This is a genomic window from Nocardia brasiliensis (genome assembly GCF_011801125.1).
Lineage (GTDB): Bacteria > Actinomycetota > Actinomycetes > Mycobacteriales > Mycobacteriaceae > Nocardia > Nocardia brasiliensis_C.
This window is the reverse complement of record NZ_CP046171.1, coordinates 5,743,773-5,769,335: the sequence shown is the minus strand read 5'-3', so window position 1 is coordinate 5,769,335 and position 25,563 is coordinate 5,743,773. Positions and strand designations below refer to the sequence as shown.

Annotated in this window: 24 protein-coding genes; 17 read left to right on the top strand and 7 right to left on the bottom strand. The window is 68.0% G+C overall.

What is annotated here, in order from left to right; genetic code table 11:
* Positions 1–87 precede the first annotated feature (87 nt).
* Positions 88–1,509 carry a vWA domain-containing protein gene (locus F5X71_RS26200; RefSeq protein ID WP_174817141.1) on the top strand — a complete coding sequence of 474 codons (1,422 nt, stop codon included), beginning with the start codon at positions 88–90 and terminating at the stop codon, positions 1,507–1,509.
* Between the two features lie 49 nt (positions 1,510–1,558).
* On the opposite strand, the gene F5X71_RS26195 is transcribed toward F5X71_RS26200, so the two are convergent.
* On the bottom strand, positions 1,559–2,446 hold the full coding sequence (locus F5X71_RS26195; protein WP_167464407.1) for an HNH endonuclease: 888 nt from the start codon (positions 2,444–2,446) through the stop codon (positions 1,559–1,561).
* Between the two features lie 85 nt (positions 2,447–2,531).
* On the opposite strand from F5X71_RS26195, the gene F5X71_RS26190 reads away from it, so the two are divergent.
* Positions 2,532–3,272 carry an HNH endonuclease gene (locus F5X71_RS26190; protein WP_167464406.1) on the top strand — a complete coding sequence of 247 codons (741 nt, stop codon included), beginning with the start codon at positions 2,532–2,534 and terminating at the stop codon, positions 3,270–3,272.
* Between the two features lie 411 nt (positions 3,273–3,683).
* Here the strand turns inward: F5X71_RS26190 and F5X71_RS26185 are convergent, their stop codons facing one another.
* Together F5X71_RS26185 and F5X71_RS26180 are read right to left on the bottom strand one after the other, a co-directional pair.
* Positions 3,684–4,703, bottom strand: a complete 1,020-nt coding sequence (locus F5X71_RS26185) for a Gfo/Idh/MocA family protein (protein WP_167464405.1) — start codon at positions 4,701–4,703, stop codon at positions 3,684–3,686.
* 59 nt (positions 4,704–4,762) lie between these two features.
* The gene (locus tag F5X71_RS26180; RefSeq protein ID WP_167464404.1) at positions 4,763–5,767 is read right to left on the bottom strand and encodes a LacI family DNA-binding transcriptional regulator; all 1,005 of its coding nucleotides are present in this window, start codon (positions 5,765–5,767) and stop codon (positions 4,763–4,765) included.
* Between the two features lie 264 nt (positions 5,768–6,031).
* Here F5X71_RS26180 and F5X71_RS26175 point away from each other — a divergent pair, with 264 nt between their 5' ends.
* From F5X71_RS26175 to F5X71_RS26135, 10 genes are all read left to right on the top strand, one after another.
* Positions 6,032–6,928, top strand: a complete 897-nt coding sequence (locus F5X71_RS26175) for a TIM barrel protein (protein WP_167464403.1) — start codon at positions 6,032–6,034, stop codon at positions 6,926–6,928.
* Between the two features lie 10 nt (positions 6,929–6,938).
* Entirely contained in the window at positions 6,939–7,943 is a 1,005-nt protein-coding gene (locus F5X71_RS26170) for a sugar ABC transporter substrate-binding protein (RefSeq protein ID WP_238815475.1), read from the top strand.
* 17 nt (positions 7,944–7,960) lie between these two features.
* Positions 7,961–9,013 (top strand): ABC transporter permease, encoded by a 1,053-nt coding sequence (locus F5X71_RS26165; RefSeq protein WP_174817140.1) that lies wholly within the window; start codon positions 7,961–7,963, stop codon positions 9,011–9,013.
* The gene (locus F5X71_RS26160; protein WP_174817139.1) at positions 9,010–9,819 is read left to right on the top strand and encodes an ATP-binding cassette domain-containing protein; all 810 of its coding nucleotides are present in this window, start codon (positions 9,010–9,012) and stop codon (positions 9,817–9,819) included. The genes F5X71_RS26165 and F5X71_RS26160 overlap by 4 nt, the downstream gene beginning before the upstream one ends.
* The gene (gene iolC / locus F5X71_RS26155; protein WP_167464402.1) at positions 9,816–10,766 is read left to right on the top strand and encodes a 5-dehydro-2-deoxygluconokinase; all 951 of its coding nucleotides are present in this window, start codon (positions 9,816–9,818) and stop codon (positions 10,764–10,766) included. Before F5X71_RS26160 ends, iolC begins: the two co-directional genes overlap by 4 nt.
* 22 nt (positions 10,767–10,788) lie before the next feature.
* On the top strand, positions 10,789–11,682 hold the full coding sequence (locus F5X71_RS26150; RefSeq protein WP_167464401.1) for a Cgl0159 family (beta/alpha)8-fold protein: 894 nt from the start codon (positions 10,789–10,791) through the stop codon (positions 11,680–11,682).
* Positions 11,679–12,566: a 5-deoxy-glucuronate isomerase gene (gene iolB / locus F5X71_RS26145; RefSeq protein ID WP_167464400.1), complete on the top strand. Its 888-nt coding sequence runs from the start codon at positions 11,679–11,681 to the stop codon at positions 12,564–12,566. The genes F5X71_RS26150 and iolB overlap by 4 nt, the downstream gene beginning before the upstream one ends.
* Entirely contained in the window at positions 12,563–14,404 is a 1,842-nt protein-coding gene (gene iolD, locus F5X71_RS26140) for a 3D-(3,5/4)-trihydroxycyclohexane-1,2-dione acylhydrolase (decyclizing) (RefSeq protein ID WP_174817138.1), read from the top strand. Before iolB ends, iolD begins: the two co-directional genes overlap by 4 nt.
* A 280-nt stretch (positions 14,405–14,684) precedes the next feature.
* On the top strand, positions 14,685–14,813 hold the full coding sequence (locus tag F5X71_RS37525) for a hypothetical protein (RefSeq protein WP_275106744.1): 129 nt from the start codon (positions 14,685–14,687) through the stop codon (positions 14,811–14,813).
* A gap of 142 nt (positions 14,814–14,955) precedes the next feature.
* A complete protein-coding gene (locus F5X71_RS26135) occupies positions 14,956–15,159 on the top strand; it encodes a cold-shock protein (protein WP_014987157.1) in 204 nt (67 codons plus the stop codon).
* 90 nt (positions 15,160–15,249) lie between these two features.
* On the opposite strand, the gene F5X71_RS26130 is transcribed toward F5X71_RS26135, so the two are convergent.
* Positions 15,250–16,053: a nucleotidyltransferase domain-containing protein gene (locus tag F5X71_RS26130; protein ID WP_167464399.1), complete on the bottom strand. Its 804-nt coding sequence runs from the start codon at positions 16,051–16,053 to the stop codon at positions 15,250–15,252.
* A 47-nt stretch (positions 16,054–16,100) separates the two neighbouring features.
* A complete protein-coding gene (locus F5X71_RS26125; protein WP_167464398.1) occupies positions 16,101–17,312 on the bottom strand; it encodes an MFS transporter in 1,212 nt (403 codons plus the stop codon).
* 91 nt (positions 17,313–17,403) lie between these two features.
* Between F5X71_RS26125 and F5X71_RS26120 the strand changes: the two genes are divergently transcribed.
* The 4 genes from F5X71_RS26120 (at position 17,404) to F5X71_RS26105 (ending at position 22,535) form a co-directional block, all read left to right on the top strand.
* Positions 17,404–18,291 (top strand): LysR family transcriptional regulator, encoded by an 888-nt coding sequence (locus tag F5X71_RS26120; RefSeq protein ID WP_167464397.1) that lies wholly within the window; start codon positions 17,404–17,406, stop codon positions 18,289–18,291.
* Between the two features lie 845 nt (positions 18,292–19,136).
* Entirely contained in the window at positions 19,137–20,735 is a 1,599-nt protein-coding gene (serA, locus tag F5X71_RS26115; RefSeq protein ID WP_167464396.1) for a phosphoglycerate dehydrogenase, read from the top strand.
* Between the two features lie 24 nt (positions 20,736–20,759).
* Entirely contained in the window at positions 20,760–21,767 is a 1,008-nt protein-coding gene (locus tag F5X71_RS26110; protein ID WP_167464395.1) for a 3-isopropylmalate dehydrogenase, read from the top strand.
* A 177-nt stretch (positions 21,768–21,944) separates the two neighbouring features.
* On the top strand, positions 21,945–22,535 hold the full coding sequence (locus tag F5X71_RS26105; protein ID WP_203218375.1) for a Uma2 family endonuclease: 591 nt from the start codon (positions 21,945–21,947) through the stop codon (positions 22,533–22,535).
* Between the two features lie 87 nt (positions 22,536–22,622).
* Here the strand turns inward: F5X71_RS26105 and F5X71_RS26100 are convergent, their stop codons facing one another.
* Together F5X71_RS26100 and F5X71_RS26095 are read right to left on the bottom strand one after the other, a co-directional pair.
* Entirely contained in the window at positions 22,623–23,267 is a 645-nt protein-coding gene (locus tag F5X71_RS26100) for a TetR/AcrR family transcriptional regulator (RefSeq protein ID WP_275106743.1), read from the bottom strand.
* Between the two features lie 92 nt (positions 23,268–23,359).
* Complete coding sequence (locus F5X71_RS26095; protein ID WP_194250732.1) at positions 23,360–24,547, bottom strand: MFS transporter; 1,188 nt, start codon at positions 24,545–24,547, stop codon at positions 23,360–23,362.
* Between the two features lie 233 nt (positions 24,548–24,780).
* Here F5X71_RS26095 and F5X71_RS26090 point away from each other — a divergent pair, with 233 nt between their 5' ends.
* Positions 24,781–25,554, top strand: coding sequence for a fumarylacetoacetate hydrolase family protein (locus F5X71_RS26090; protein ID WP_167464393.1), 774 nt, complete (start codon positions 24,781–24,783; stop codon positions 25,552–25,554).
* The last annotated feature ends 9 nt before the right edge of the window (positions 25,555–25,563 follow it).

The window sequence follows — 25,563 nt, the reverse complement described above, 5'->3', positions numbered from 1 at the left end:
GGTGCGGGCTTCGGTGGGTGTACTGCCGTTGCCCGTTGTGCTGCCGTCGTGCGTTGCGGTCGTCCGCAGGGGGAGGGGTGTGGCGGCATGACTTCATCCGCGCGACGGGGGCACGCCGCTCCGCAGCCGCCCGAGACGATGACGGATCGTTTGGTCGAGTTCGTCGGGCTCTTGCGGGATCACGGCATCAACGCCGGTCCCAGCGAAACCCTTGACGCCGCGGCGGCAATGGTCGCGCTCGGCCTGTCCGACCGCAACCGCCTGCGTTCCGGGATGGCCGCCTGCCTGTTGCGCCGCAACGGCCAGCGCGCCGTCTTCGACCAGCTCTTCGACCTCTATTTTCTGACCACCGAGCAGCCGCGGGCGACGGCACCCGCCACGCCGGAATCCATTGCGTCGCTCCGTGATCGACTGACCGCAGCCCTCGCCACGGATGACCCCGACGCGTTGGCCGACCTCGCCCGCCGAGCCCTCACCGAACTCGGCGCCTACGGGGGAGCCGGCTCCGGCCAATCCGCCACGCCGGTCACCACCGCATCCGGCGCGGGCTGGTCGTCCTACCTGACCATGAAATCCCTACGCCCAGAAGACCTCATCGACCGTGTCGTGGCCGGCATGGGCGGCTCATCGGCCCTCGACAGCACCGTGCACACCATCGAAGCCAACCGCCGCCTCGACCGCTTCCGTACCGCCGTGCAATCCGAGGCCCGGCTGCGTTCCGCCCAACTGCGCGGCACCGAGTACATCGCCCGCCGCGGCGTCGACGCCAGCTCCGACCAGATCGACTTCCTCGGCGCCCGCGAGCAGGACCTGGCCGAAATGCGCCGCCTCGTAAACCCTTTGGCCCGCAAACTGGCCACCCGCCTCGCCGCCCGCCGCCGCAAATCCGTCCGCGGCCACATCGACATGCGCCGCACCCTGCGCCGCTCCATGGCCACCGGCGGCGTCCCGATCGACCCCGTCCTACGCGCCCGCAAACACGGCCGCCCCGACCTCGTGGTCCTCGCCGACCTCTCCGGCTCCGTCACCGGTTTCGCCGAGTTCACCCTTCAACTCATCCAAGCTCTGCAAGACCAATTCACCAAGGTCCGCAGCTTCGGCTTCATCGACACCTGCGACGAAATCACCGCCCACTTCACCCCCGGCGACCCGCCCACCCCCGACCTGGTAGCCCGAATCCTCCGCGAAGCCAACGTAACTCGCTACGGCAGCTCCAACTACGGCGAAGCCCTCCAAGGCTTCACCGACAACTACCTGGACGCCCTAGGCCCCCGCACCTCCCTCCTGATCCTTGGCGACGCCCGCACCAACCGCACCGACCCCAACCTCCCCGCCCTCGAGGCGATGTGCGACCGAGCCAAGCACGCCTACTGGTTGAACCCCGAGCCCGCCCGCTCCTGGACCACCGGAGACTCCGCCGCCACCGTGTACGCCGAGCACGTGACGATGCACGAGTGCCGAAACGTGAAACAGCTAGCCGAGGTCATTGGGCGCTTGCTGCCTGCGTAGGCGAGTTCGATCCCTGATTATCGTCGCGGCCGGTACTTGCAAGCAGCCGTTAATTGACACTCTGATATTCGGCGAAGCGCTCTGCAAGTCGCTCTTTGTCCGGGCGATCGGTGCGCCGAGCAGGCAAGCTCAGTTCTTTTCCATCCATGGCTTGGAGGCCGTGCATGAGCATGGAGCCCTCGCTCGAATCCTGCATCAACTTCTTGCTGATGTGGATCTGGTAATCAGGAGAAATTCCGAGCAGGTCGGCATCGAAGGCGGCGTGGTGAATCTTGCAGAGGCACAGTCCGTTGGTGACCTCCGGGTACCCGTGCTCTTTGGTGTCGGAGATGATGTGGGCAGCGTCGAGGAGTTGAACATGCCCGATGCTGCAGATCGTGCATCGCCGGCCGTAGGCGAGTAGCACGCGTCCCCTGAACGCTGGCTGGTGAAGTCGTTGATTCGTAAGGCGTTTGGCGTATGTCCGCTGTATCGGGTCGAGATGTTGTGGGTCACCGACGGTTCGGAGAGTCTCGTCGAGCGCCAGTATGAACTTCCGGTTGGCGATGTCGTCACGGACGACGTAAACGGGAAGGACAGGGACGTACGTTCCCGGGTGAATCCAGCGAAGAAGAATTATCGGCAGTTCGAGTTCACATGCGCGTCGGAGCTTCGTATTGTCGCCGTTGGTGCTGCCGTCTCGATAGGCATATGCATACAGCGAATCTCCGACCTCTTCATCAGAGTACGGGCTGTTCGGTTTCGAGACGATCGACAAGGTCGCCTGAAGCCAACTCGGATTCCAGATTCCTTTGTTCTGGTCGATGAGCCTAAGCGTAGAGTCCCCTACGGGGAATGCGGCGAGCTCGCTGCGTGTGAGCGCTCCCCGCTCCGCCATTGCTTGCTTGACATGGTTGATGATCATCAGCCGTAGATCCAGCTCCACCCCGTACGTCACCCGTGGAGTGTGCCACGGGATGGTTCCAGTACGGAACGTTTCAACTGGAGCGTTCCTGTCGCAGTGGTCCAGTACGGTGGCGCGTATGGTGGCCGATCCAGCTTGGGCGCGGGATGAGCTGATCCTCGCTTGTGATCTCATGATGGGGAACGGGTGGCGGCAGGTTCGGGAACCCGATCCTCGTGCGGTGGCGTTGTCCGACCTGCTGCGCTCACTGCCGATTCACCCGGTGGAGCGGCGGAGCGAGAAGTTTCGCAGTCCAGGGAGTGTGTCGCGCAAGACTGCGGATATCGAGACAGCTCGGCCGGGCTATACGGGAGGACAGACCCGGGGGGCGAAGCTCGATCGGGAAGTCTTGGCAGACTTTGAGAAGTGGCCTGAGGCGATGCATGCGGCGGCCGAGGCGATCCGGCGGGACGCGGCGGCCGGTGCACTGGTGGCGCCGCCGGTGCTAGAGGGTGTCGATGTCGCCTTTCCGGAAGGCTTGGAGGTCCGGGAGGGGCGGCTGTTGGCCAGCCGGTACTTCCGCCGTGAGCGGGATCCTCGGTTTCGGAAGAAGAAGATCGACTCTTTTCTGTCGAAGGAGGACCGGGTCCGCTGCGAGGTGTGCGGGTTCGATTTCGAAACCTGCTACGGCGAGCGTGGTTCCGGCTACATCGAGGTCCACCACGTGGTTCCGCTGCATGTGTCAGGGGAGACCAAGACGAGGCTGGAAGACCTGATCCTCTTATGCGCCAACTGTCACAGGATGATCCACACGGGTCGGCAGTGGCTGCATCCCGACGAGCTACGCGCCTTACTGAAGAACCAGGGCGCAACCCAGTAACTACGGTGGCGTAGTCCTGCTCGGACGTGTGTTCGCTGCTGGTCGGTTGATCACCAGGTAATGGTGGCGGCATCGGTCGAGAGGGCACCGCCACCATTACCTGGTGATCGCTTGTCCAGTGGCGGCAATTCGCTGGACAGGGAGGCTGGTGTGGGTGGCTGCGAGTGTCGACGCGCGCTCGAGCGCGACTTGTCGCCGCAGATGGCTGCACCACTGGCAAGTCAGTCGGTCGATCTGCAGGGCTGAGGGAATGCCGACGATTCGACCTACCGGTCAAGCGGGAGATTGTCCTTCTGCTGAGATCGAGCGGATGTTGACTGTGGCACAAACGATTCGGCCTCACCCGGGGTCGAGTAGGTGGTCCCTGCCCGTCGACTCTCCGGCAGGCGGAGACACCCTTGGATCCCGGGGTCAGCGGCGGACTTCGGAGACCTGTACCGGTCGCCCCTCGCGGCGGGACAGCTCACACGCCTCGGCTACGTAGAATGCTTCTAGGGCATCGGTTGGGCTGCACGGGTTTTCGAGGGTGCCGGTGGCTACGGAGACGAAGGCTATGAGTTCGTCGGTGTAGGCCTGGCGGAAGCGCTCCATGAAGCCGGGGTAGGCGGGGAATGCGGAGGGGATGTAGTCGGGTTCGACTGAGGTCAGGGGGGCTCGGTCGTCGAGGCCGACGATGGCGTTGGCTTTCGAGCCGAGGGCTTCCAGGCGGACGTCGTAGCCTGCGCCGTTGTAGCGGGTGAGGGAGACGGTGGCGAGGGTGTCGTTGTCGAGGTGCAGGATCGCCGCGGCGGTGTCCACGTCGTCGGCGGCGGTGAAGAAGGGCTCGCCCTGGTTGGTGCCGGTGGCGTAGACCGAGACGATCTCACGGCCGGTGACCCAGCGGATGATGTCGAAGTCGTGCACGCCGCAGTCGCGGAAGATGCCGCCGGAGCGGGGGATGTAGTCGGCGGGCGGCGGGGCGGGGTCGAGGGTGGTGGCGCGCAGGGTGTGCAGCCAGCCGAGGGAGCCCGCGGCGATGGCGTCGCGGGCGGCGCGGTAGCCGGCGTCGAAACGGCGTTGGAAGCCGATTTGCACTGGGACGGTGGCGGATCGGATGTGGTCGAGCACGGCGCGGGTGCCCGTGATGTCGGCGGCGACGGGCTTCTCACAGAAGACGGGGATGCCCGCGTCGACGGCGCGCACGATCAGCTCGGGGTGGGAGTCGGTGGCGGTGGCGATGACGATGCCGTCGAGGTCGGCGGCGAACAGGGCATCGAGGTCGGCGGCGAATTCGACGCCGAGCTTGGTGGCGGTGGCGCGGGCGCGGTCGGCCTCGGCGTCGGCCACCACGACGTTGGCGACATTCGGGAGGTTCTTGAGGGTTTCGGCGTGCGCGGTGCCGATCCGGCCGGTGCCGGCGAGGCCGAGGGTGACGGCGTGATGAGATGACATCGGCTTTCCTCCTGAGAAGACGTACGGGTGGTGCGGAACTACGTGGCGCGCAGCGGGATTCAGTTGCCGGGGGCAGCGGTCGTCGCGCGGACGACGAGGGAGGGTTGCAGGCGGCGGCGGACCGGCTCGGTGCGGTCGTCGCGTAGCCGTTCGACGAGGGCTTCGACTGCGAGAGCGCCCATCTGGATGCGCGGCTGGTCGATGGTGGTGAGCGAGACGTGGCGCAGGGCGGCGAGCGAGGTGTTGTCGTAGCCGACGATGGAGACGTCATCGGGCACGTGCAGGCCGGCTTCCTCCAGCGCGGACATGGCGCCGACGGCGTTGAAGTCGTTGCCGCACACCAGCGCGGTGGGAAAGCTGTCGCGGGAGAACAGGTTGAGCAGCTTGTGGACCGCGGCCATGCCCGCGGCGTCGGTGTGTTCGCTGGGGATGACCATCGGCTCGAGGCCATGGCGCCGCATCGCGGCGCGGTAGCCCTTGCGGCGCGGCGCCGCGGTGAACGCGCCGCCGCCATCGAGATGCACGATGCGCCGATGGCCGAGGGAGACAAGGTGATCCACGGCGAGGGCGGCACCCACCTCGCCGTCGTCGTTGACGGTGTCGACGTCGGGAATGGCCGAGCCGCGGGACACCAGCACCACCGGAGCCTGCTGTGCCGCATCGCGAATGGCGGCGGCGGGCAGGATCGGGGAGAGCAGGATGATGCCGCCGGGCCGGAACGCCAGCAGACTTTCCAGCGCGGTGCGCTCCCTGGCGGCGCTGCGGCGGCCGGTGTTGAGGATGAGCTCGAGGCCGGATTCCTGTGCGGCGGTGTCCATTCCCTCGACGACGTCGGCGAAGAACGCGTTGCGCAGGTCGGAGACCATGACGCCGACGATGTTGGAGGTACGGCTGGCCAGCGACCGCGCCATGATGTGCGGTTGGTAGCCGAGATCTTTCGCCGCCTCCAGCACGGCGCGCCGGCGGTGCTCGCTCACCTTGGGGGAGTCGCGCATGACCAGCGAGACGAGGGCACGGGAGACGCCGGCGCGCTCGGCGACATCCTCCATGGTCGGCCGGGCCATGTCGCCTCCGTTTCCCGTTTCGATGATGTGTGCAGTGTCGGACGTTACAAGGTTGGAGCGCGCTAATCAATAGAGCGCTCTAATCGGACTTTCTGGGCCTGCGGGTTTATCCACGTTTTCCCTGATCGGCCAGGTATTACCAGGTAGTAGCGGTATTCTGGCCAGCGGACGAACCCTTGACACGCTATGACCCACGTTACATAGTTGGAGCGCTCCAACAGTTTGGAGCGCTCCAACTCGACATCGAAGGTCGGAGAAGTCCTGATGACCGAACCGCTCTACCCGCTGCGCGTCGCGGCCGCACCAATCTCCTGGGGAGTCTGCGAGGTTCCCGGTTGGGGGCACGTGCTCGACGCGCACACCGTCCTGGCGGAGATGGCCGCGCTCGGCCTGACCGCCACCGAACTCGGCCCACCCGGATATCTGCCCCGCGACCCGGACGAACTGCGTTCGCTGCTCGCCACATTCGGTCTCTCGTCGGTCGGCGGGTTCCTGGCATTGGTGCTGCACGAGGCGCCGGAGCAGGCGCTCGCGCAGGCCGAGGGGTCGATCGCGCTGTTCGCCGCCACCGGTGCCGACGTGGTCGTGCTGGCAGCCGCGACCGGACTCGACGGATACGACGCCCGACCGCAACTCGACGACGACCAATGGCGCACGCTGGTCGGCACCGCCGCCGCGATCCGGGACATCGCCGCCGCGCACGGCCTGCGCGCAGTGCTGCATCCGCATGTCGGCACGCACGTGGAGAGCGAAGCGGAAGTAGAACGCTTCCTTGCTGATTCGGAGCTCGACCTGTGCCTGGACACCGGTCACCTGTTGATCGGCGGAACCGATCCGGTGCGCCTCGCACAGCGCCATGCCGACCGGATCGGACACGTCCACCTGAAGGACGTGCGCACCGCCCTCGCCGACGAAGTGCGCAGCGGCGCACTGGAATACAGCGAAGCGGTGCGCCGTGGTATGTACGTCCCGCTGGGCGACGGGGACGTCGATGTCGCCGCCCTGGTGCACAGCATGCAGGCCGCGGGCTACCGCGGCTGGTACGTGATGGAGCAGGACACCGCCCTGCAGCCGACCGAATCGGCGGAGCTGCCGAGCAGGCATACCGAACGCAGTCTGCGGCACCTCGCGGGCATCGTGCCGACGGCCGCACGAATCTAGTAGGGAAGTGATGACAACGATGTCTCATCGACTGCACCGCGGGTGGCAACGCTCGCGCCGCCTGGTGCCGTGGCTCGCCGCGGCCGCGGTACTCGCCGCGTGTAGCGGTCCGGGCGCCGACGTGGCCGGGCCGAGCCGAACTCCGGTGGCCGCGGGCACCTTGAACTCGGTCGCGGTGGTCACGCACGGGAGTCCGGGCGACGCGTTCTGGAACGTGGTCAAGAACGGCGCCGAGGCGGCGGGCAAGGATCTCGGGGTCCGGGTCGAGTACAACTCCTCGGGCGATCCGAGCCAGCAGGCCAAGCTCATCGACAACGCGGTCGCCCAGGGTGTGGACGGACTGGTTGTCTCGATGGCCAACCCCGACGCCCTACGGCCCTCGATCGAAAAGGCGGTCGCCGCGGGCATTCCGCTGGTGACCATCAACTCCGGCGAGTCGGAGAGCGTCGCGTACGGCGCCATCGGCCATGTGGGACAAAGTGAGTCGCTGGCCGGGCAGTCGGCGGGCAAGCGACTGGCCGAGGCGAAGAAGACGAAGATGCTCTGCGTGATCCACGAGGCGGGCAATATCGGCGCCAACCAGCGCTGCGAGGGCGCGAGCAAGGCCTTCGGCAACGCGGCGACGCTCCAGGTGGACATCAACAATCCCACCGACGCGCAGTCCCGCATCAAGGGCGCGCTGGAGGCGGATCACTCGATCGACGCGGTGCTCACCCTGAACTCCCAGGTCGCGGCACGCGCCGTCGACGCGGTGCGCGAGTCCCGCTCGGCGGCCACGGTGGCCACGTTCGATCTCAATACCGATGTGGTCGAGGCGATTCGGGCGGGCAAGCTGCTGTTCGCCGTCGATCAGCAGCAGTACGAACAGGGCTATCTGCCGGTGGTGCTGCTGCGGGCCTACCGGACGAACCTGAACACCGTCGGTGGCGGCGCACCGGTGCAGACGGGGCCGGCCTTCGTCGACAAGGACAACGTCGATGCCGTCGCCGCGCTCGTGGCACAGGGCACGCGCTGAGGTCAGGAGTGAACGAAATGACTACTGCCACAAAACCCGCCGCGGCCACACCGGCCGCCCAGCCGGACGGGCCTTCGCTGCTGCAGCGCCTCGCCGTGCGTCCGGAGATCGGCGCCGCGCTCGGCGCGCTGCTCGTGTTCGTGTTCTTCTCGATCATCACCGACCGCTTCCTGAGCCCGCTCGGCGTGGCGACCTGGCTGGACGATTCGTCCACGCTCGGCATCATGGCGGTCGCGGTGGCGCTGTTGATGATCGGTGGTGAGTTCGATCTGTCGGCCGGTGTGATGACCGCGTCGACCGCGCTGGTCACCGCGCTGCTCGCGGTGCACGCCGGCTGGAATGTCTGGTTCGCGCTGCTCGGCTCACTGGCGCTGGCACTGCTGGTCGGCGCGTTCAACGGCTGGCTCGTGATGCGCACCGGCCTGCCCAGTTTCATCGTCACGCTCGGCACTTTCCTTGCGCTGCAAGGCCTCAACCTCGGCGTGACCCGCCTGGTCACCGGAACGGTTCAGGTGTCGGGGATTCGCGGCGCCGAGGGCTACAACTCGGCGGGGTGGGTGTTCGCCTCGACGTTGAATATCGGCGACGCCCGGATTCAGGCCTCGGTCATCTGGTGGATCGTGCTGACCGCGATCGCCGCGATCGTGCTGGTGCGCACCAGATTCGGCAACTGGATCTTCGCGGTCGGCGGTGCGCTGCCGAACGCGCGGGCGGTCGGCGTTCCCGCGGACCGGACGAAGATCATCCTCTTCATGACCACGGCCTTCGCCGGCTGGGTGGTGGGGTCGTGCGGCATCCTGCGCTTCGCCAGCGTGCAGGCGAATCAGGGTGTGGGGCTGGAACTGCACTACATCATCGCGGCCGTGGTCGGCGGCTGCCTGCTGACCGGTGGTTTCGGCTCGGCCGTCGGCGCCGCGATCGGCGCGCTGATCTTCGGCATGGCCCGCCAGGGCATCGTGTTCGCGCGCTGGGACAGTGACTGGTTCATGCTGTTCCTCGGTGTGCTGCTGCTGGTGGCGGTGTTGGTCAACAACAGATTCCAGAAGCGAGCCGAAAGGGTACGCCGATGACCACAGCATCGGGCAGCGAGGCGGCGGCCGTGCCGCTCATCGAGGCGGTCGACCTCGGCAAGAGCTACGGCGGCGTGGTCGCGCTGCAGGACGTGTCGACGGTGGTGAACGCGGGCGAGGTCACCTGCATCCTCGGCGACAACGGCGCGGGCAAGTCGACGCTCATCAAAATCCTTGCCGGCGTGCATCAACACGACCGCGGCGAATTGCGGATCGAGGGCGATCCGGTTCGGTTCGCCTCGCCGCGCGCGGCGCTGGACCACGGGATCGCCACCGTCTACCAGGATTTGGCGGTGGTGCCGCTGATGAGCGTGTGGCGCAATTTCGTGCTCGGTTCCGAACCCGCGATCGGCTACGGCCCGTTCCGGCTGCTCGACCGCGCGAAGGGCCGCGAGATCGCCCGAAAAGGTCTGTCGGACATGGGTATCGAGCTGCGCGACATGGAACAACCGGTCGGCACGCTGTCCGGTGGGCAGCGCCAGTGCGTCGCGATCGCGCGTGCCGTGCACTACGGCGCCAAGGTGCTGATCCTCGACGAGCCGACGGCGGCGCTCGGCGTCAAACAGGCGGGAGTGGTACTGAAATACGTGGTGCAGGCCCGTGATCGGGGGCTCGGCGTCATCCTCATCACGCACAATCCGCACCACGCCTACCCGGTCGGGGATCGGTTCCTGCTGCTCAAGCGCGGGGCGATGCTCGGCTCGTACGAGAAGTCGGAGATCGACGTCGCCGAGCTCACCAGGCAGATGGCCGGCGGCGCCGAGTTGGACGCGCTGCAACACGAATTGCAGCGGGTGGTCTCGTGACCGCGCTGGACGTGCTGACCATCGGCCGGGTCGGTGTCGACCTCTACCCGCAGCAGAGCGGTGTCGGCCTGGCCGAGGTCGAATCGTTCGCGAAGTCGCTCGGCGGCACCGCGACCAACGTCGCGGTGGCCGCCGCCCGGCTCGGCAGGCGCAGTGCCGTGCTGACCAAGGTCGGCCCGGACGGCTTCGGCGACTATGTGCGAAAGGCGCTCGGCGAGTTCGGGGTATCCGCCGACTATGTGACCACCGCCGCGGACCTGCTGACCCCCGTCGTGTTCTGCGAGCTGAACCCGCCCGCCGATCCGCCGCTGCTGTTCTATCGCGCGCCCATCGCACCGGATCTCACCCTCACCGTGGACGAGGTGCCGTGGGACGTGGTGGATTCGGTGCCGCTGCTGTGGGTGACCGGCACCGGCGTCAGCGCGGAACCCGGACGCGGCACCCAGCGCGCGATACTCGAGCGCCGGGCCCGACGCGAGCACACCGTGCTCGATCTCGACTATCGGCCGATGTTCTGGCCGGATGTCGCGACCGCGCGGGACGAGATCGGCTGGATGCTCGACCATGTCGACGTGGTCGTCGGCAACCGTGCCGAGGTCGAGGTCGCGGTGGGCACCGCCGACCCCGAGGCGGCCGCGGACCGGCTGCTCGCGCGCGGCGTGCGGCTCGCGGTGATCAAACGCGGCGCCGAGGGCGTGCTCGTGGCGACCGAGCATGAGCGATGGACCGTGCCGCCCTGCCCCGTCGAGGTGGTGTGCGGGCTGGGCGCGGGCGATGGCTTCGGCGGTGCGCTGATCCACGGCCTGCGCGCGGACTGGGATCCGCGCCGCATCGCCACCTACGCCAATGCCGCAGGGGCACTGGTGGCCTCGCGGCTGGCGTGCGCCGACGCCATGCCGACGGAGGCGGAGATCGAAGAACTGTTATGCCGCTCAACCGGCGGATGAACGCGGAATCGGAGGAACTACGGTGCATTTGACCGACGAACGCTGGCGTGAGCTGCTGCGCGTCCGCGCGACGGACCCGGCGGCGGTCGAGCGGGCCTATGCGAAACGGGTTCGCCGCCCGAACCTGCTGGCGGACAAGCAAACCCTGTTCCTGGTCGCCGCCGATCACCCGGCCCGCGGTGCGCTCGGCGTCGGCTCGGATCGAACCGCGATGGCCGACCGGCGGGCGCTGCTGGAGCGGCTGCTGGTCGCGCTCGCGCATCCGGATGTCGACGGCGTGCTCGGCTCCCCGGACATCGTCGAGGAACTGCTGCTGCTGGACGCCCTCGACGACAAGGTGGTGATCGGCTCGATGAACCGCGGCGGCCTGGCAGGCGCGGAGTGGGAGATCGACGACCGGTTCACCGGGTACGACGCGGATTCCTTGGCCCGATTCCGCATCGACGGCGGCAAAATGCTGCTGCGCCTGGTCGATTCGGACGCGGGGACGGTGCCGACATTGCAAGCCTGCGCGCAGGCGGTCTCGGAACTGGCCGCGAACGGCCTGCTCGCGATGGTCGAGCCCTTGCCCTACCACCGCGACGATTCCGGGGCGCTGGTGATGAGCAAGGACGCGCCCGCGCTGTCCAGGGCCATCACCGTGGCCTCCGGTCTCGGTGTCACCTCCGCCTACACCTGGTTGAAGATTCCGGCCCCACAGGATGTCTCGGTGCTCGACGCGACCACGCTGCCCGTGGTGGTCCTGGGCGGGGCACCCTCCGGCGATCCGGCGGCCGACCTGGCGTTCTGGGATGGCGCGCTCGGCCACGACGTGGTTCGCGGTCTGGTCGTCGGCCGCACCCTGCTGTATCCGCCGGACGGTGACGTGGCGGCCGCCGTCGACCAGGCCGCGAAGATGCTGCGGGAGGCGCGATGACGCTGCATCGCCCGGCCGGCACCCTGGGCGCGGGCAACGATCCGGTCTCTCTCGCGCCCGAGGACGCGGGATGGAACTACACCGGCCTGCGGGTGATCGCCCTGGCAGCGGGCCAGACCCGGACGGTGCGCACCGGCGAGTTCGAGGCCTTTGTGCTCCCACTCGCCGGGTCGTGCACGGTGCGAGTCGACGGCATGAGTTTCGAATTGGCCGGTAGGGACTCGGTTTTCACCCGGGTGACAGACTTCGCCTACGTGCCGCGGGATGCCGAGGTCGAGCTGCGTGCCGAGCGCGCGCTCGAGGTCGCGCTGCCGATGGCCCGCTGCACGAACCGGCTGACGCCGAAATATGGACCCGCCGAGCAGGTTCCGGTCGACGTTCGCGGCGCGGGCCGAGCCACCCGCCAGGTGACCAACTTCGGCGTGCCGGGGGTGTGGGACCACGCGGACAAGCTGAACGCGTGCGAGCTGATCACCCCGGACGGCAACTGGTCGTCCTATCCGCCGCACAAGCACGACGAGGCGAGCGACTGCGAGGTCGTCAACGAGGAGATCTACTACTTCCGCATCGCAGGACCGGACGGCGTCACCCCCTCGCGAACCGGTTTCGGCATGCACCGCACCTACACCGCCGACGGCGCACTGGACGAGAACGTCGCAGTGCGCGACGGCGACGTCTTCCTGGTGCCGCACGGCTATCACGGTCCGTGCATCGCCGCGCCGGGCTACCCGATGTACTACCTCAACGTGCTCGCGGGTCCAGGACCGCAGCGCTCGATGGCCTTCTGCGACGACCCGGCGCACAGCTGGGTGCGCGGCAGCTGGGACGGCGCGGCACCGGATCCGCGCTGCCCGGTCACCACCCACGAAGGACGGATCGGATGAAACTCACTGCGGCACAGGCTTTGGTCGCGTGGCTGGTCGCGCAGCGCTCGGAGACGCTGGACGGGCGCGAGGTACCGCTGTTTCCTGCGGTTTTCGGCATCTTCGGGCACGGCAACGTGCTCGGCCTCGGCACGGCGCTGCACGAGCGCCGCGCCGATATCCCGGTCTGGCGTGGCAATACCGAACAGGGCATGGCGCTGGCGGCTGTCGGCTACGCGAAGGCAACGCACCGACGCCAGGTGGGCGTCGCGACCTCCTCGATCGGTCCCGGCGCGCTGAACATGGTGACCGCGGCCGGTGTCGCGCATGCCAACCGGCTTCCGCTGTTGTTGCTGCCCGGCGACACCTTCACCACGCGGGCGCCCGACCCGGTACTGCAGCAGGTCGAGCATTTCGGCGACGCGACCGCGACGGTCAACGACGCGTTCCGCGCGGTGAGCAGGTATTTCGATCGGATCGCCCGACCCGAGCAGCTGATTTCCACACTGCCGCAGGCGGTTCGGGTGCTCACCGACCCCGCCGACGCGGGCCCGGTGACGCTCGCCCTGCCGCAGGACGTGCAAGCCGAGACCTACGACTTCCCCGACGCGCTGTTCGCGCCGGTGTTGCATCGGCTCGTGCGCTCCCGCGCCGACCACCGTGCACTGGCCGATGCGGCGGCGGCGCTGCGCGCGTCGACGCGTCCGCTACTGGTGCTCGGCGGCGGTGTGCGCTACTCGGGCGCAGGCCGCACGGCGCTGGAATTCGCCGAGCGCCATGGGATTCCGGTCGTGGAGACCACGGCGGGCCGCACCCTGGTGCCGCACGCGCATCCGCTCTACGCCGGTCCGCTCGGGGTCACGGGTTCCGGTTCCGCGAATGCCATGGCGGCAGCGGCGGATCTGGTGCTCGCGGTCGGAACCCGGTTGCAGGACTTCACGACCGCGTCGTGGACGGTGTTCGCGCCGGAGGTCCGCCTGGTCACGATCAATGCCGCGCGCTTCGACGCCGTCAAGCACGGCGCACTGGCGGTGGTCGGCGACGCCGACGCCGCATTCGTCGATCTGGCCGAGCATCTGACGCAATGGCAGGTGGACCCGGAGTGGACCGCGCGCGCCGCGGCGCAGCGCAGCACCTGGGACGCGCACATCGACAAGCTGCGCGCACACACCTCTGGCACGCCGAGCTATGCCCAGGTGGTCGGCGTCGTCAACGAGCTCAGCGGGCCGAGCGACTACGTCATGACCGCCTCGGGCGGTATGCCGGGCGAACTCGTCGGCGGCTGGCGCGGCACCGGTGCCACGCCGACGATGGACGTGGAATATGGCTTCTCCTGCATGGGCTATGAACTAGCCGGTGCGTGGGGCGCCGCGATGGCGCATACCGAAGGTCTGGTGACCACGCTGCTCGGCGACGGTTCGTATCTGATGCTGAATTCGGAGCTGTTCTCCGCGGCTTTCGCCGGGCACCCATTCGTCGCGGTCGTATGCGACAACGACGGCTACGCGGTAATCGCCCGATTGCAGGAGGGCCAGGGCGGCGCGCCTTTCAACAACTTTTATGCCGATTGCCGCACCGCCCACGCCGATCCGCCCCGGGTGGATTTCGCCGCGCACGCTCGCGCGCTGGGTTGTGCGGTGTTCACCGCGACCGATCTGGCCGAATTCCGGGCCGCCTACGCCGAGGCCAAGGCGGCCGCGGTTCGGGAGGCCAAGCCCGCGGTGCTGGTGGTTCGCACGCAACCGTCGTCCTGGACCGAGGCGGGGGCATGGTGGGAGGTCGGCGTGCCCGAACATCTCTCCGGCAGCACGGCCAACGCCGAGGCGAAGCCGCGCCAGCTGCGCTACCTGCGTTCCTGACCGGGATGTGCTGCGCGACACCGGGAAAAGTCGTAGGATGACTTATCGGCGTCCGGTCCTGCGGATGGTGATGGCCATTGCGGCACAAGGCAACTGGATGTACACCGAGGATCGGCGACGTGCTCGCCGAAGAGGGGAAGCCCTGTGGATCGAGGTGGTCGGACCGGGCCGGTGACCCTCGATCGAGGCGGCAACCCCGGGGTGGCGCCCGTGCGTGCCGCGCGCGCGTCGGCTCCGCCCGCGCGCCCGCATCGCGGCGGTGTCGCCCATACCGGACTTTATGATCGATGCGGCGCGGGCCGATTCGTCGGAGGACACCGACGAACACGCCCGACTGGAGACGCAGGTGTCGCCGCGCCTGTTTCGCCTGGATTTCCCGGATCGGGGCCTGTCGAAGCAGGGGAGGTGACCGCCACAGCCCACCGTGAGGGTTGGCTTGCTCACAGTTGGTGGGGGTAGATGTGGAGAAATTCGTCGGATCATGGCATCGTTGATCTACGAGACCAGGACATTCCATTGTCAGAATCTGGCTCGTCTACAGAAAGTATGAAATGGCTCAGGGCATTGTGAAGTGGTTCAACAGCGAGAAGGGCTTCGGCTTCATCGCGCAAGACGGCGGAGGCCCCGACGTCTTCGTGCATTACTCGGCTGTTAGCGGCTCGGGTTTCCGGTCCCTCGACGAGGGGCAGCGCGTGGAGTTCGAAATCGGCCAGGGTCAGAAGGGCCCGCAGGCGCAGGACGTTCGCGTTCTCTGATCTCGCTCCCCAGCTTTTGGAAAGGCCCCACACCGGCGCGGTGAGGGGCCTTTCACCGTTTCTGGGGGTCCCGAAACGACCCTACCTGGGCTATCGCATCGCTTCCCTGCGGAAGAACTCCGCCGTGCGCGCTTGTGCGCGTGCCAGATCCGGCTCCCGTGTCTTCGGGAAAGCATCTGCGGCACAGTCGAATTCGTCCACGATGAACGACGATATGGGCAATGGTACTGTGCCACTGCCCATTTCGCGGGTGCGTGACTTGAGTTCCGTCAGCTCCGCGACCGCGGCGACCAGATCCGCGGGTAGCTCGCACTGGTCCATCAGGGTCGGCAGATGCATCGGCGCCACCGCTGCGTCCGGATGCTGACGCAACCACCGCAGTGCCATCGCGGGCCGCAGTGCGTAGAACACCTTCTTCAGCGATCGGTTGCGGTCGAACAACTCCCACTGCTTACCGCCCAGATGCAGGTAGTGCCTGGCCACCCGGTTACGGTCGGCGACATCGTCGGCCAGCTCGCGTAGCTCGTCGCGGAACGCGGGGTCGCCGCGATACACGATCGGCGACATCAGCCACTCGATCAGCACGGCGTTGCCCGCGACGAGTAGGCGCAGCGCCTTGGCCAGGTCCCAGCCGTTCACGTCGAGCAGCCCGGCCAACGGCGTCTCGATGACATCGCGGGTGCGCCACGGCGAGAGATAGGTGTCCAGGCTCGCCACGTAGACGAACCGGCAGTCGTAGTCCGAGTCCGGCGACGGGAAACCCCAAGCGCGACTCCCGCTTTCGATGGCCAGCCGGACCGAGACGCGATGCTCGCGCGCGACCCGGTCCAGCTCGTCGTCGATGGACCCGACCACGGTCGGGTCCATCGAGGCGGGGATGGCGCGCAGGGACATGGGCCGATGCTATGCGGGCGATGATCTTCGGCGCACCTCGTTTTTCGCTATCCGCGCTGTTCAGGGCGTCCCGGGGTGGGGCTGACCGCAGCGATCGCCAGCGCGACGAGCACCAGCGCGCCGCCGAGCCACATCGCCGAGGTGACGCCGAACCCGTCGGCCATCCGGCCGCCGAGCAGCGAGCCGAGGGCGATGGCGCCGTTGAAGACACCCGCGTTCAACGAGGAAGCACCCTCGTTGGCGTCCGGCGCCGCGGCGAACACCCAGTTCTGCGCGGTCACCGAGACACCGCCGTAGGACAGGCCCCACACCACCATGAGCACCACGGCCAGGAGCAGGGAACCGCCCAGCGCCGGAATCAGCAGCACGGTGGCGGCCAGCGGCACACCGATGGTCAGCAGCGTCCGCCGCGGATTGCGGACTCCGGTGGTGCCCGCGCCGAAATTGCCGACGACACCGGCGATTCCATAGATCAGCAACAGGGTGCCGATGGTGCTCGCGCCGACGCCGGTCACCTTCTCCAGCAGCGGGCGGATGTAGGTGTAGGCGGCGAAGTGGCCCGTGACCAGGAACGCGATGACCAGCAGTCCGGTGCTCATCTGCGGCCTGCGGGTGAGCCGCAGGGCGTCGCGCAGCGCGACGCCCTGGGTCGCGGACAGTGTCGGCAGCACAATTGCCACCGTGAGCAGCACCACGAGCGCCAGGCCGGCGGTGACCACGAAGGCCGTGCGCCAGCCCGCGAGCGCGCCGAGATAGGTGCCGGTGGGCACACCGACCACCGAGGCCACCGCGACACCGCTGAAGACCAGGGCGGTCGCGGTGCCGACCGAGCGCGCGGGCACCAGCCGCGCCGCCATGCTCGCCGCGATCGCCCAGACGCCGCCGATCGCGATGCCGACGAACACCCGCGCGGCCATCATGACGCCGAAGTTCGGCGCCAGGGCCGAGCCGAGGTTGCCGAGCACCAGGACCGCGAGCAGGCCGCACAGCACGAGTTTGCGGTCGACCCGGCGCAGTGCGGCGGGCAGCAGCGGTGAGGCCGCCGCCGCGACGAAACCCGTGGCGGTGAGCGAGAGCCCGGCGGCCCCCTCGCTCACCCGCAGCGTGTCGCTCATCGGCGTGAGCAGCCCGACCGGCAGCATCTCCGAGGTGACGACGGTGAACGTGGCACCCGTCACGGCACCGACGCCGAGCCAGCCGCGCCGGGTCGAATCACGCGTGTCCGGTGCTGGGCTCGGAACTTCTCGAACCTGTGTCATGCCTCCAGCCAACGACTTCGGGCCAGGTGGAAACAACGGCGAAGCTCTCATCGTTCTATGAGCTGGATTCATCGACGGTGGAGAGGGAGCCATGACTGGCTTGGAAGTGCGCGAGCTGGAGGCCTTTCTCGTCTTGGCCGAGGAACTGCATTTCGGACGCGCGGGCGATCGCCTGTACGTCTCGCAGAGCCGGGTGAGTCAGCTGCTGCGGTCGCTGGAACAGCGGGTCGGTGCTCGGCTGGTGGAGCGGACCAGCCGCAAGGTCGCGCTGACCCCGCTCGGCAAGGAGTTCGTGACCGAGTTACGTCCCGCGTACCACGCGCTGCGCGCGACGGTGGACGGCGTCCGTGCGGCGGCGCGCGGCATGGAAGGCTTGCTGCGCATCGGATTTCAGGGCTCGACGAGCGAGAATCTCGCGGCCGCCGTCGCGCTGTTCGCCGACCGCTTCCCGTCCTGCGCCACCGAGGTGATCGAGATACCGCTGTGCGACCCGTTCGGTCCGGTGCAGCGTGGCGAGGTCGACATCGCGGTGGTGCTGTTGCCGATGGGGGAGAGCGACCTCGTGCTGGGGCAGGTCTTTTCGGAGCAGCCGCAGCTGCTGGCGATGCACCGGGACCATCCGATGGCGGGGCGCGGCGGCTTGTCCGCGGAGGAGCTCGCCGAGTTCGCGCTGATCGGCGTGCACGGGCCCGCCCCGGAGTACTGGCGACGGGCGCAGGCGCTCGACGTCACGCCGGGCGGGCGGCCGATCGCCGCCGGGCCGGAGGTGGGCACGCTGTGGGAGGGGATCGAGCTGGTGGCCGCGGGCCGCGGCGCGTTGCTGCTGTGCCATCCCACGGCCGTGTTCCACGACCGGCCCGAGGTCACCTTCGTGCCCGTGACCGGGTTGGCGCATTCACGGCTCGGGCTGGTGTGGCATCGCAATCGCGAGACCGCCCGGGTGCGCGCGTTCTCGCGTGCGGTCGCCGCCGTCAGTTAGTACCCGTGCTATGTGACGCGTTATTCGGCCACCGAAGTCGCGGTCATCGGCCTTCTTGTCTACGCCTTTCCGATGGTCTCGCGAGGATTTTGTTTCCGTTGCGTGCGCGGACCTTTCGACAACCTACGAATGCGTAACCCGACGTTTTCATCTACGGCTCAGGTCACGGCCTTTCGATGAGGTGAAGCGATGCCTCTTATGGGCGCGCAAGTGAATTCTCAGAGAGAATTTATGTTTACGGTGCTCGCTTCAAGTGGGCCGTCTCCGTGCGGTCAAGACCCCGATCATCAGGTCTTACATGCCAGTTGGACGTCTGACCAGGTGTTCTTCGTGATGAGACTGTTACCTATGTCACTAAATGATCGAATTCCGTAACCGCATTTGCTCGGCGGCCGATGTGTCCTGTGTCAGCCAGTACAACTGGATTGTCTTCCAATGAAGAGGTATTTCAATGATCCCCGTTATCATCGACACCGGTAGCGCTGCCCTCGGTGGTTTCCTGGACACCTTCGGTGCCGCTCTGCACGGAATCGTCAACACCCTGTGGACGGGATCCTTCGGCGGTCGCTGAACAAACGTAACGGCCGTTTGATCGGCCGGGCCGCGCGCCATTGCGGCGCGTCTGGCGGAAAGGGCCCTGCACCCGAGCGGTGCGGGGCCCTTCTCGTTTCGCGGTGCCTGGGCGGGTGCGCTTGGGGCACTCGGCGGCCGCTCGACCCACTCGGGTCCAGGGGGATTCCCGCTACTGACGACGGCCGCCTACCAGGGGGTAGCAATCGCCGAAAACGCGCACACTAAGCTGATCGGCGGTAATTGCCGACCCCTTTCCCCAGGAGTACTCCACAGTGAGCCAAGCAGGCCGTCCTGTTGTCCTGATCGCCGACAAGCTTGCCCAGTCGACCGTCGACGCGCTCGGTGACGGAGTCGAGGTTCGGTGGGTCGACGGCCCCGACCGTCCGGCTCTGCTCGCCGCGGTGCCCGAAGCCGACGCGCTACTCGTGCGCTCGGCGACCACGGTCGATGCCGAGGTCCTGGAGGCAGGCAAGAACCTGAAGATCGTCGCCCGCGCCGGCGTCGGCCTCGACAACGTCGATGTGCCCGCGGCCACCGAGCGCGGCGTCATGGTCGTCAACGCGCCGACCTCGAACATCCACACCGCAGCCGAGCACGCCGTCACGCTGCTGCTCGCCGCCGCGCGCCAGATCCCGGCCGCCGATGCCACGCTGCGCGAACACACCTGGCAGCGCAGCAAGTTCAACGGCGTCGAGATCTTCGGCAAGACCGTCGGCGTGGTCGGCCTCGGCCGCATCGGCCAGCTGTTCGCGGCCCGCCTCGCCGCCTTCGAGACCAAGATCGTCGCGTACGACCCCTACGTGTCGCCTGCCCGCGCCGCCCAGCTCGGCATCGAGCTGCTGAGCCTCGACGAGCTGCTCGAGCGTGCCGACCTGATCTCCGTGCACCTGCCCAAGACGCCCGAGACCAAGGGCATCATCGGCAAGGAAGCCATCGCCAAGACCAAGCCGGGTGTCGTCATCGTCAACGCCGCGCGCGGTGGCCTGGTCGACGAGCAGGCGCTCGCCGACGCCATCAAGTCCGGCCACGTGCGCGCCGCGGGCCTCGACGTGTTCGAGACCGAGCCGTGCACCGACAGCCCGCTGTTCGAGCTGCCGCAGGTCGTGGTGACCCCGCACCTGGGCGCGTCCACCTCCGAGGCGCAGGACCGGGCAGGCACCGATGTCGCGAAGTCGGTGCTGCTCGCGCTCGCCGGCGAGTTCGTGCCCGGCGCGGTGAACGTCACCGGCGGCAGCGTCGGCGAGGACGTCGCGCCGTGGCTGGACATCGTGCGCAAGCAGGGCGCGCTGCTCGGTGCGCTCTCCAGTGAGCTCCCGGTGAGCGTCGAGGTGCAGGTGCGCGGCGAGCTCGCCGCGCAAGACGTTGCGGTGCTGGAGCTTTCGGCGCTGCGCGGCATCTTCTCCGCGCTGGTCGAGGACCAGGTCACCTTCGTCAACGCGCCCGCGCTGGCCAAGGACCGCGGCATCACCGCCACCGTGAACACGGTGTCGGAGAGCCCGAGCCACCGCAGCGTCGTCGACCTGCGCGCCGTGTTCGGCGACGGTCGCACCCTGAACGTGGCGGGCACGCTGACCGAGCCGCAGCAGGTGCAGAAGATCGTCAACATCAACGGCCGCAACTACGACATGCGCGCCGAAGGCATCAACGTCGCCGTTCTCAACTACGAGGACAAGCCGGGCGCGCTCGGCAAGATCGGCACCAAGCTCGGCGAGGCGGGCATCGATATTCTCGCCGCCCAGCTGAGCCAGGACGTGGACAAGGAAGGCGCGACGGTGATCCTGCGCGTCAACCGTGAGGTGCCCGCCGAGGTCGAGGCCGCGATCGGCGAATCCGTCGGCGCCGCCAAGGTCGTCGTCGTCGACCTGTTCTGATCGACCGAACGGAGCGTTGCTGTCATGAAGCTTGCTGTCATCCCGGGTGACGGGATCGGGCCCGAGGTCATCGCCGAGGCGCTCAAGGTGCTCGACGTGGTGGTGCCCGGTGTCGAGAAGACCGAGTACGACCTCGGCGCCAAGCGGTACCACGCGACGGGTGAGATCCTGCCCGAGTCCGTGCTGCCGGAACTGAAGCAGCATGACGCGATCCTGCTCGGTGCCATCGGTGATCCGTCGGTGCCCAGCGGCGTGCTCGAGCGCGGGCTGTTGCTGCGCACCCGGTTCGCGCTGGATCACCACGTGAATCTGCGTCCGTCCAAGCTGTTCCCCGGTGTGACCAGTCCGCTGGCGGGCACCCCCGACATCGACTTCGTGGTGGTCCGCGAGGGCACCGAGGGGCCCTACACCGGGACCGGCGGCGCGATCCGCGTCGAGACCCCGCACGAGGTGGCGACCGAGGTCAGCACCAACACCCGGTTCGGCATCGAGCGCGTGGTGCGCTACGCCTTCGCGAAGGCCCAGGCTCGGCGCAAGCACCTCACGCTGGTGCACAAGACCAACGTGCTCACCTTCGCCGGTTCGCTGTGGCAGCGCACCGTCGACGAGGTCGCCGCCGAATTCCCCGATGTGGCAACGGCTTACCAGCACATCGATGCCGCGACCATCCACATGGTGAACGATCCCGGCCGGTTCGACGTGATCGTCACCGACAACCTGTTCGGCGACATCATCACCGATCTGGCGGCCGCCGTCAGCGGTGGCATCGGGCTGGCCGCCAGCGGCAACATCGATGCCTCGGGCGCCAACCCGAGCATGTTCGAGCCGGTGCACGGCAGCGCGCCGGACATCGCGGGTCAGTCCAAGGCGGACCCGACCGCCGCGATCCTGTCGGTCTCGTTGCTGCTGAATCACCTCGGCAACGCCGACGCCGCGGCGCGCATCGAGTCCGCCGTCGCCAAGGACCTCGCCGCGCGGTCGGGCAGCGCGTCGACGGTCGAGATCGGTGACCGCATCGCGGCCGTCGTCTGATCGGGAAGCGTCGAATGGGGCCCCGCACCGGATCGTCGGTGCGGGGCCTTTATTCTTCGGTCGCTGTGTGTTCCCGGATCGAGTGGGAATACCGCGTAGTGGGGTGTCGATGCCATGGGTGCGCGTCCGTGGGTTGTCGACCTACGGCTCGTCTGGTGAACGGAGGCGCGGGTGAACATGCGGCGAGCGCGGTCGAGTCGCGGGCCGTACACCGCGCTGGATCTGCGTGGATTGCCCGGCGGCGGTAAGGGGTACGAGCTCGAGGACGGCTGGCTGGTCGAGGTCGAGTCCGGGGCCAGGCACAATCACGTGGCGCAGCGGCTGGGGCGGTTCATCGATGCGGGCGCGGTCGGCGCGGCTGTGCATCTGTGCGTCGGCAGCGGCTGGGAGATCAGCACGCGCGGTGGAGTTCGCAAACCCGACATCATCGTGGTGCCCAGGGACGTGGCGCGCGCGGCCGTGGTCGCCGAGGTGCCCAAACTCGTTCCGGGCCACGAGGTCCGGCTCGTGGTGGAGGTGCTCGCGCCGGGTGGCGGGACCGAACGCACGGATCGGGTACGCAAGGTGCACGAGTACGCGGCGGCAGGCATACCCCAGTACTGGATCGTCGAGCATCAACCCGCGGTGCGGGTGCATCGACTGGTGCTGACCGGCGACACCTACGGCGCGGATCAGGTGGTCGGGCCCGGCGCGATGTTCGACGCCGTGGTGGAAGCCGACCGGCCGTTCCGGGTCACCTTCGATCCCGCTGCACTGCTTGAGGTTTGACCGACTCTGTCAATACTGGACGGTCGGTGCCGGGTCGTTCATGATCGAAAGTCGTTGTGCGGCAGCTCGCCATGGTGGACCGTGCGATCAGCCCTTGCCGCGGGCGCGGTGCGGATGATGGCTGATGCCGAGCGCGCGACGGACGAACGCGACTGTCTCCGGCGCGATCTCGTCGTGCAGGCGGCCCGCATCGATCCGTTCGATGGCCCGGCCGAGCGCGCCGTCGATCAGGTCCGCGGTCAGTTCGGGGTCGGGAGTGCCCATATGGTCCAGTGCCGCGCGCAGCGGTGCGGCCAGATCGTGCTGTGCGTGCGTGAGGTCGCGGCGCGCGGCCTCGTCGCGGGGGAGCGTGCCGCCGAGTATCGCGATGCGATGTGCGCCGGATGCGGCCAGTGCCAAGGTCGTTCGGACGTAGGCCTCCACCTGGCCGGCCGGCGTCTCGGCCCGTTCGACGGTGTCCCTGACGCGTTCGCCCCACTCGGCCAACGCATCCGAGACGATCTTGGACAGGATCTCGTCGCCGGAGCGGAAGTATTTGTAGACACTGCTGCGGGCCAGCCCAGCGGCCGCGCCGACGGTCGCGGGCGTAACCGCCTGTGGCCCTTTCTGTAACAACACAACGCGTGCGGCGTCTAGTAGCGCCCGCTCTTGGTTCGCCCGGTGTTCGGCGACAGTTGGTGCGTCGATCCTCGGCAAGGGACACTCCTGGTCACGACGACGGAAGAAGTTCATCGTACACTTGGCAACACCATGTCGCTAAACCCGACATCGGGGCGAAGTGGGAGAATCGGTACGAACTGGACCAATCCGTCAGTGCGGCGGGACTATTGGGTCGCTCGGTCCGGCGGAACCAGCGGCACCGCGACCACCGCCAGTGCGGCGGCAACGGCGTAGGCGGCGGCGAAACCGCTCGCGGTGATGAGCGCGCCGAACACCGGCGGCACGGCGGCCATCGCCAGGTTCTGGCCGGTGTTCTGGATTCCGAGACCGCGGCCACTCCAGTACGGGCCTGTGATCTCGGCGACCGCGGTGAAGGCCAGGCCGTTGTCGGTGACCGTGATCACCGAGGCGGCCACCAGCAACGGTATTGCCGCCCACCACATGTGGGTCCAGGCGGCCAGTGCCAGTCCGGCCATCGACAACGCGGCGGCGATCGCCACGATCCGCAGCGGACCCATGCGGCTGCCGACCCGGTCGGACCACGCGCCCGCGCCGATTCGGCCTGCGGCGCCCAGGATTTGAGTGGCGGTGACCAGAAGTCCCGCCGCCGCCAGCGACCAGCCGACATCTCGGTGCAGCCACAGCAGCGCGAAAGTCCATACGGTGCCTTGCGGTAACACCAGTAACGCCGAGACGGCGTGGATGCGCCACAGCGTCGCATCACCCCGATAGGGGTTGGCACGCAACGCCGCGTCGGTTTCGGCCCCCTCGGGGCGGGGTGGATCGACGATCCCGATCAGGCAGCCGACCGCGGCCACGCCCGCCATCCCGGCGGGCACAAGCAGCGCCGCGGACACACCGTAGGTCGCGGCGACGGCGGGCACGGCCAGTGCGGCGATGGCGACGCCGAGCGGCTGCGCGGTCTGCCGGATACCCATTGCCAGGCCACGGCGCTGCGGCGGGAACCAGCCGACGATGACGCGGCCGCTGGCGCCGTTGGTACTCGCCGCGCCGACGCCGCCGAGCAGCAGCAGCGCGCCCAGTGCGAGGTTGTTCGTGGTGCAGGCCGCGGCGAGGCCGGCCGCCAGCATCAGCACGGGGCCGCTGACCAGCACTTTGCGCTCGCCGATCCGGTCGACCACCACGCCCCAGGCGACCAGCGTGCAGACCAGGCCGACCGTCGGCATCGCCACCAGGAGTCCCGCCGCGGCCAGATGCATGCCGCGATCGGTCAACGCGGGCAACAGAAAGGGCACGCCCTGTACGAAAACGGCGCTGGCCGCCTGTGCGAAGACGCCGAGCCCGAGCATCGACCACGGTCGAATGTCAGTCCGTGTCTGCGCTGCGGCCATTGACCCACCTCACTTCTCACTATTTGGGACGAGCTTCTCAACTATTGAAATCATGGCCCACGCTACACCTTGGGGGCAAGCGGATTTCGCGGGTGAGCGATCTCTCACACCGTGCGGCGCTGGTGTGCGAACCGCGCGGATGTCGACCCGCTCACAACGGCGGTGCCGCAGGGCCGTTACCGCTCGGTCGGGTGCGTTCGGGCAGGTGGAAGCGGGTCGATAGACTGCCGGACATGCGTCTAGGTCGAGTTGCCAGTCCCGATGGGGTCGCGTTCGTCAGCATCGAAGGAGAAGGAAGCGACAGCATCGCCAAGGAGATCGCGGAACATCCGTTCGGAACGCCGACGTTCACCGGACGGAGCTGGCCGCTGGCCGACGTGCGGCTGCTCGCCCCGATCCTGGCGAGCAAGGTGATCTGTATCGGCAAGAACTACGCCGCGCACGCGGCCGAAATGGGCGGCCCCGCACCGGAAGACCCGGTGATCTTCATGAAGCCCAACACCTCGATCATCGGGCCGAACGCGCCGATCATCCTGCCGCCCAGCTCCTCTCAGGTCGACTACGAGGGCGAACTCGCCGTCGTGATCGGCAGGCCGTGCAAGGACGTGTCCGCCGCCCGCGCGCTGGACGTGGTACTGGGCTACACCGTCACCAACGACGTGACGGCTCGCGACCAGCAGCGCCACGACGGACAGTGGACCAGGGGCAAGGGCTACGACACCTTCTGTCCGCTCGGCCCCTGGATCGAAACCGCTCTGGATCCCTCGGATCTGGAAATCGTCACCGAACTCGACGGTGAGGTCCGCCAGCGCAGTCGCACTTCACTTCTGCTGCACGACATCCCGAAGCTCATCGAGTGGATCACCACCGTGATGACGCTGCTGCCCGGCGACGTCATCCTCACCGGAACACCGGAAGGCGTCGGCCCCGTGCAGGCCGGCCAGCAGGTGTCGGTGACCGTCGAGGGCATCGGCACGCTCATCAATCCTGTTGCCGCCAAACGCTGATCATCGAAA

Excerpts from the sequence above, each read along its gene's own strand:
- F5X71_RS26190 (WP_167464406.1), top strand. The coding sequence starts at position 2,532 with ATGGTGGCCGATCCAGCTTGGGCGCGGGATGAGCTGATCCTCGCTTGT.
- F5X71_RS26090 (WP_167464393.1), top strand. The coding sequence starts at position 24,781 with ATGCGTCTAGGTCGAGTTGCCAGTCCCGATGGGGTCGCGTTCGTCAGC.
- F5X71_RS26105 (WP_203218375.1), top strand. The coding sequence starts at position 21,945 with ATGCGGCGAGCGCGGTCGAGTCGCGGGCCGTACACCGCGCTGGATCTG.
- F5X71_RS26175 (WP_167464403.1), top strand. The coding sequence starts at position 6,032 with ATGACCGAACCGCTCTACCCGCTGCGCGTCGCGGCCGCACCAATCTCC.
- F5X71_RS26170 (WP_238815475.1), top strand. The coding sequence starts at position 6,939 with ATGACAACGATGTCTCATCGACTGCACCGCGGGTGGCAACGCTCGCGC.
- F5X71_RS26120 (WP_167464397.1), top strand. The coding sequence starts at position 17,404 with ATGACTGGCTTGGAAGTGCGCGAGCTGGAGGCCTTTCTCGTCTTGGCC.
- F5X71_RS26095 (WP_194250732.1), bottom strand. The coding sequence starts at position 24,547 with ATGGCCGCAGCGCAGACACGGACTGACATTCGACCGTGGTCGATGCTC.
- F5X71_RS37525 (WP_275106744.1), top strand. The coding sequence starts at position 14,685 with ATGATCGATGCGGCGCGGGCCGATTCGTCGGAGGACACCGACGAACAC.
- iolD (WP_174817138.1), top strand. The coding sequence starts at position 12,563 with ATGAAACTCACTGCGGCACAGGCTTTGGTCGCGTGGCTGGTCGCGCAG.
- F5X71_RS26165 (WP_174817140.1), top strand. The coding sequence starts at position 7,961 with ATGACTACTGCCACAAAACCCGCCGCGGCCACACCGGCCGCCCAGCCG.
- F5X71_RS26130 (WP_167464399.1), bottom strand. The coding sequence starts at position 16,053 with ATGTCCCTGCGCGCCATCCCCGCCTCGATGGACCCGACCGTGGTCGGG.
- F5X71_RS26110 (WP_167464395.1), top strand. The coding sequence starts at position 20,760 with ATGAAGCTTGCTGTCATCCCGGGTGACGGGATCGGGCCCGAGGTCATC.
- F5X71_RS26125 (WP_167464398.1), bottom strand. The coding sequence starts at position 17,312 with ATGACACAGGTTCGAGAAGTTCCGAGCCCAGCACCGGACACGCGTGAT.
- iolB (WP_167464400.1), top strand. The coding sequence starts at position 11,679 with ATGACGCTGCATCGCCCGGCCGGCACCCTGGGCGCGGGCAACGATCCG.
- F5X71_RS26160 (WP_174817139.1), top strand. The coding sequence starts at position 9,010 with ATGACCACAGCATCGGGCAGCGAGGCGGCGGCCGTGCCGCTCATCGAG.
- F5X71_RS26135 (WP_014987157.1), top strand. The coding sequence starts at position 14,956 with ATGGCTCAGGGCATTGTGAAGTGGTTCAACAGCGAGAAGGGCTTCGGC.
- F5X71_RS26100 (WP_275106743.1), bottom strand. The coding sequence starts at position 23,267 with ATGAACTTCTTCCGTCGTCGTGACCAGGAGTGTCCCTTGCCGAGGATC.
- F5X71_RS26180 (WP_167464404.1), bottom strand. The coding sequence starts at position 5,767 with ATGGCCCGGCCGACCATGGAGGATGTCGCCGAGCGCGCCGGCGTCTCC.
- F5X71_RS26200 (WP_174817141.1), top strand. The coding sequence starts at position 88 with ATGACTTCATCCGCGCGACGGGGGCACGCCGCTCCGCAGCCGCCCGAG.
- F5X71_RS26185 (WP_167464405.1), bottom strand. The coding sequence starts at position 4,703 with ATGTCATCTCATCACGCCGTCACCCTCGGCCTCGCCGGCACCGGCCGG.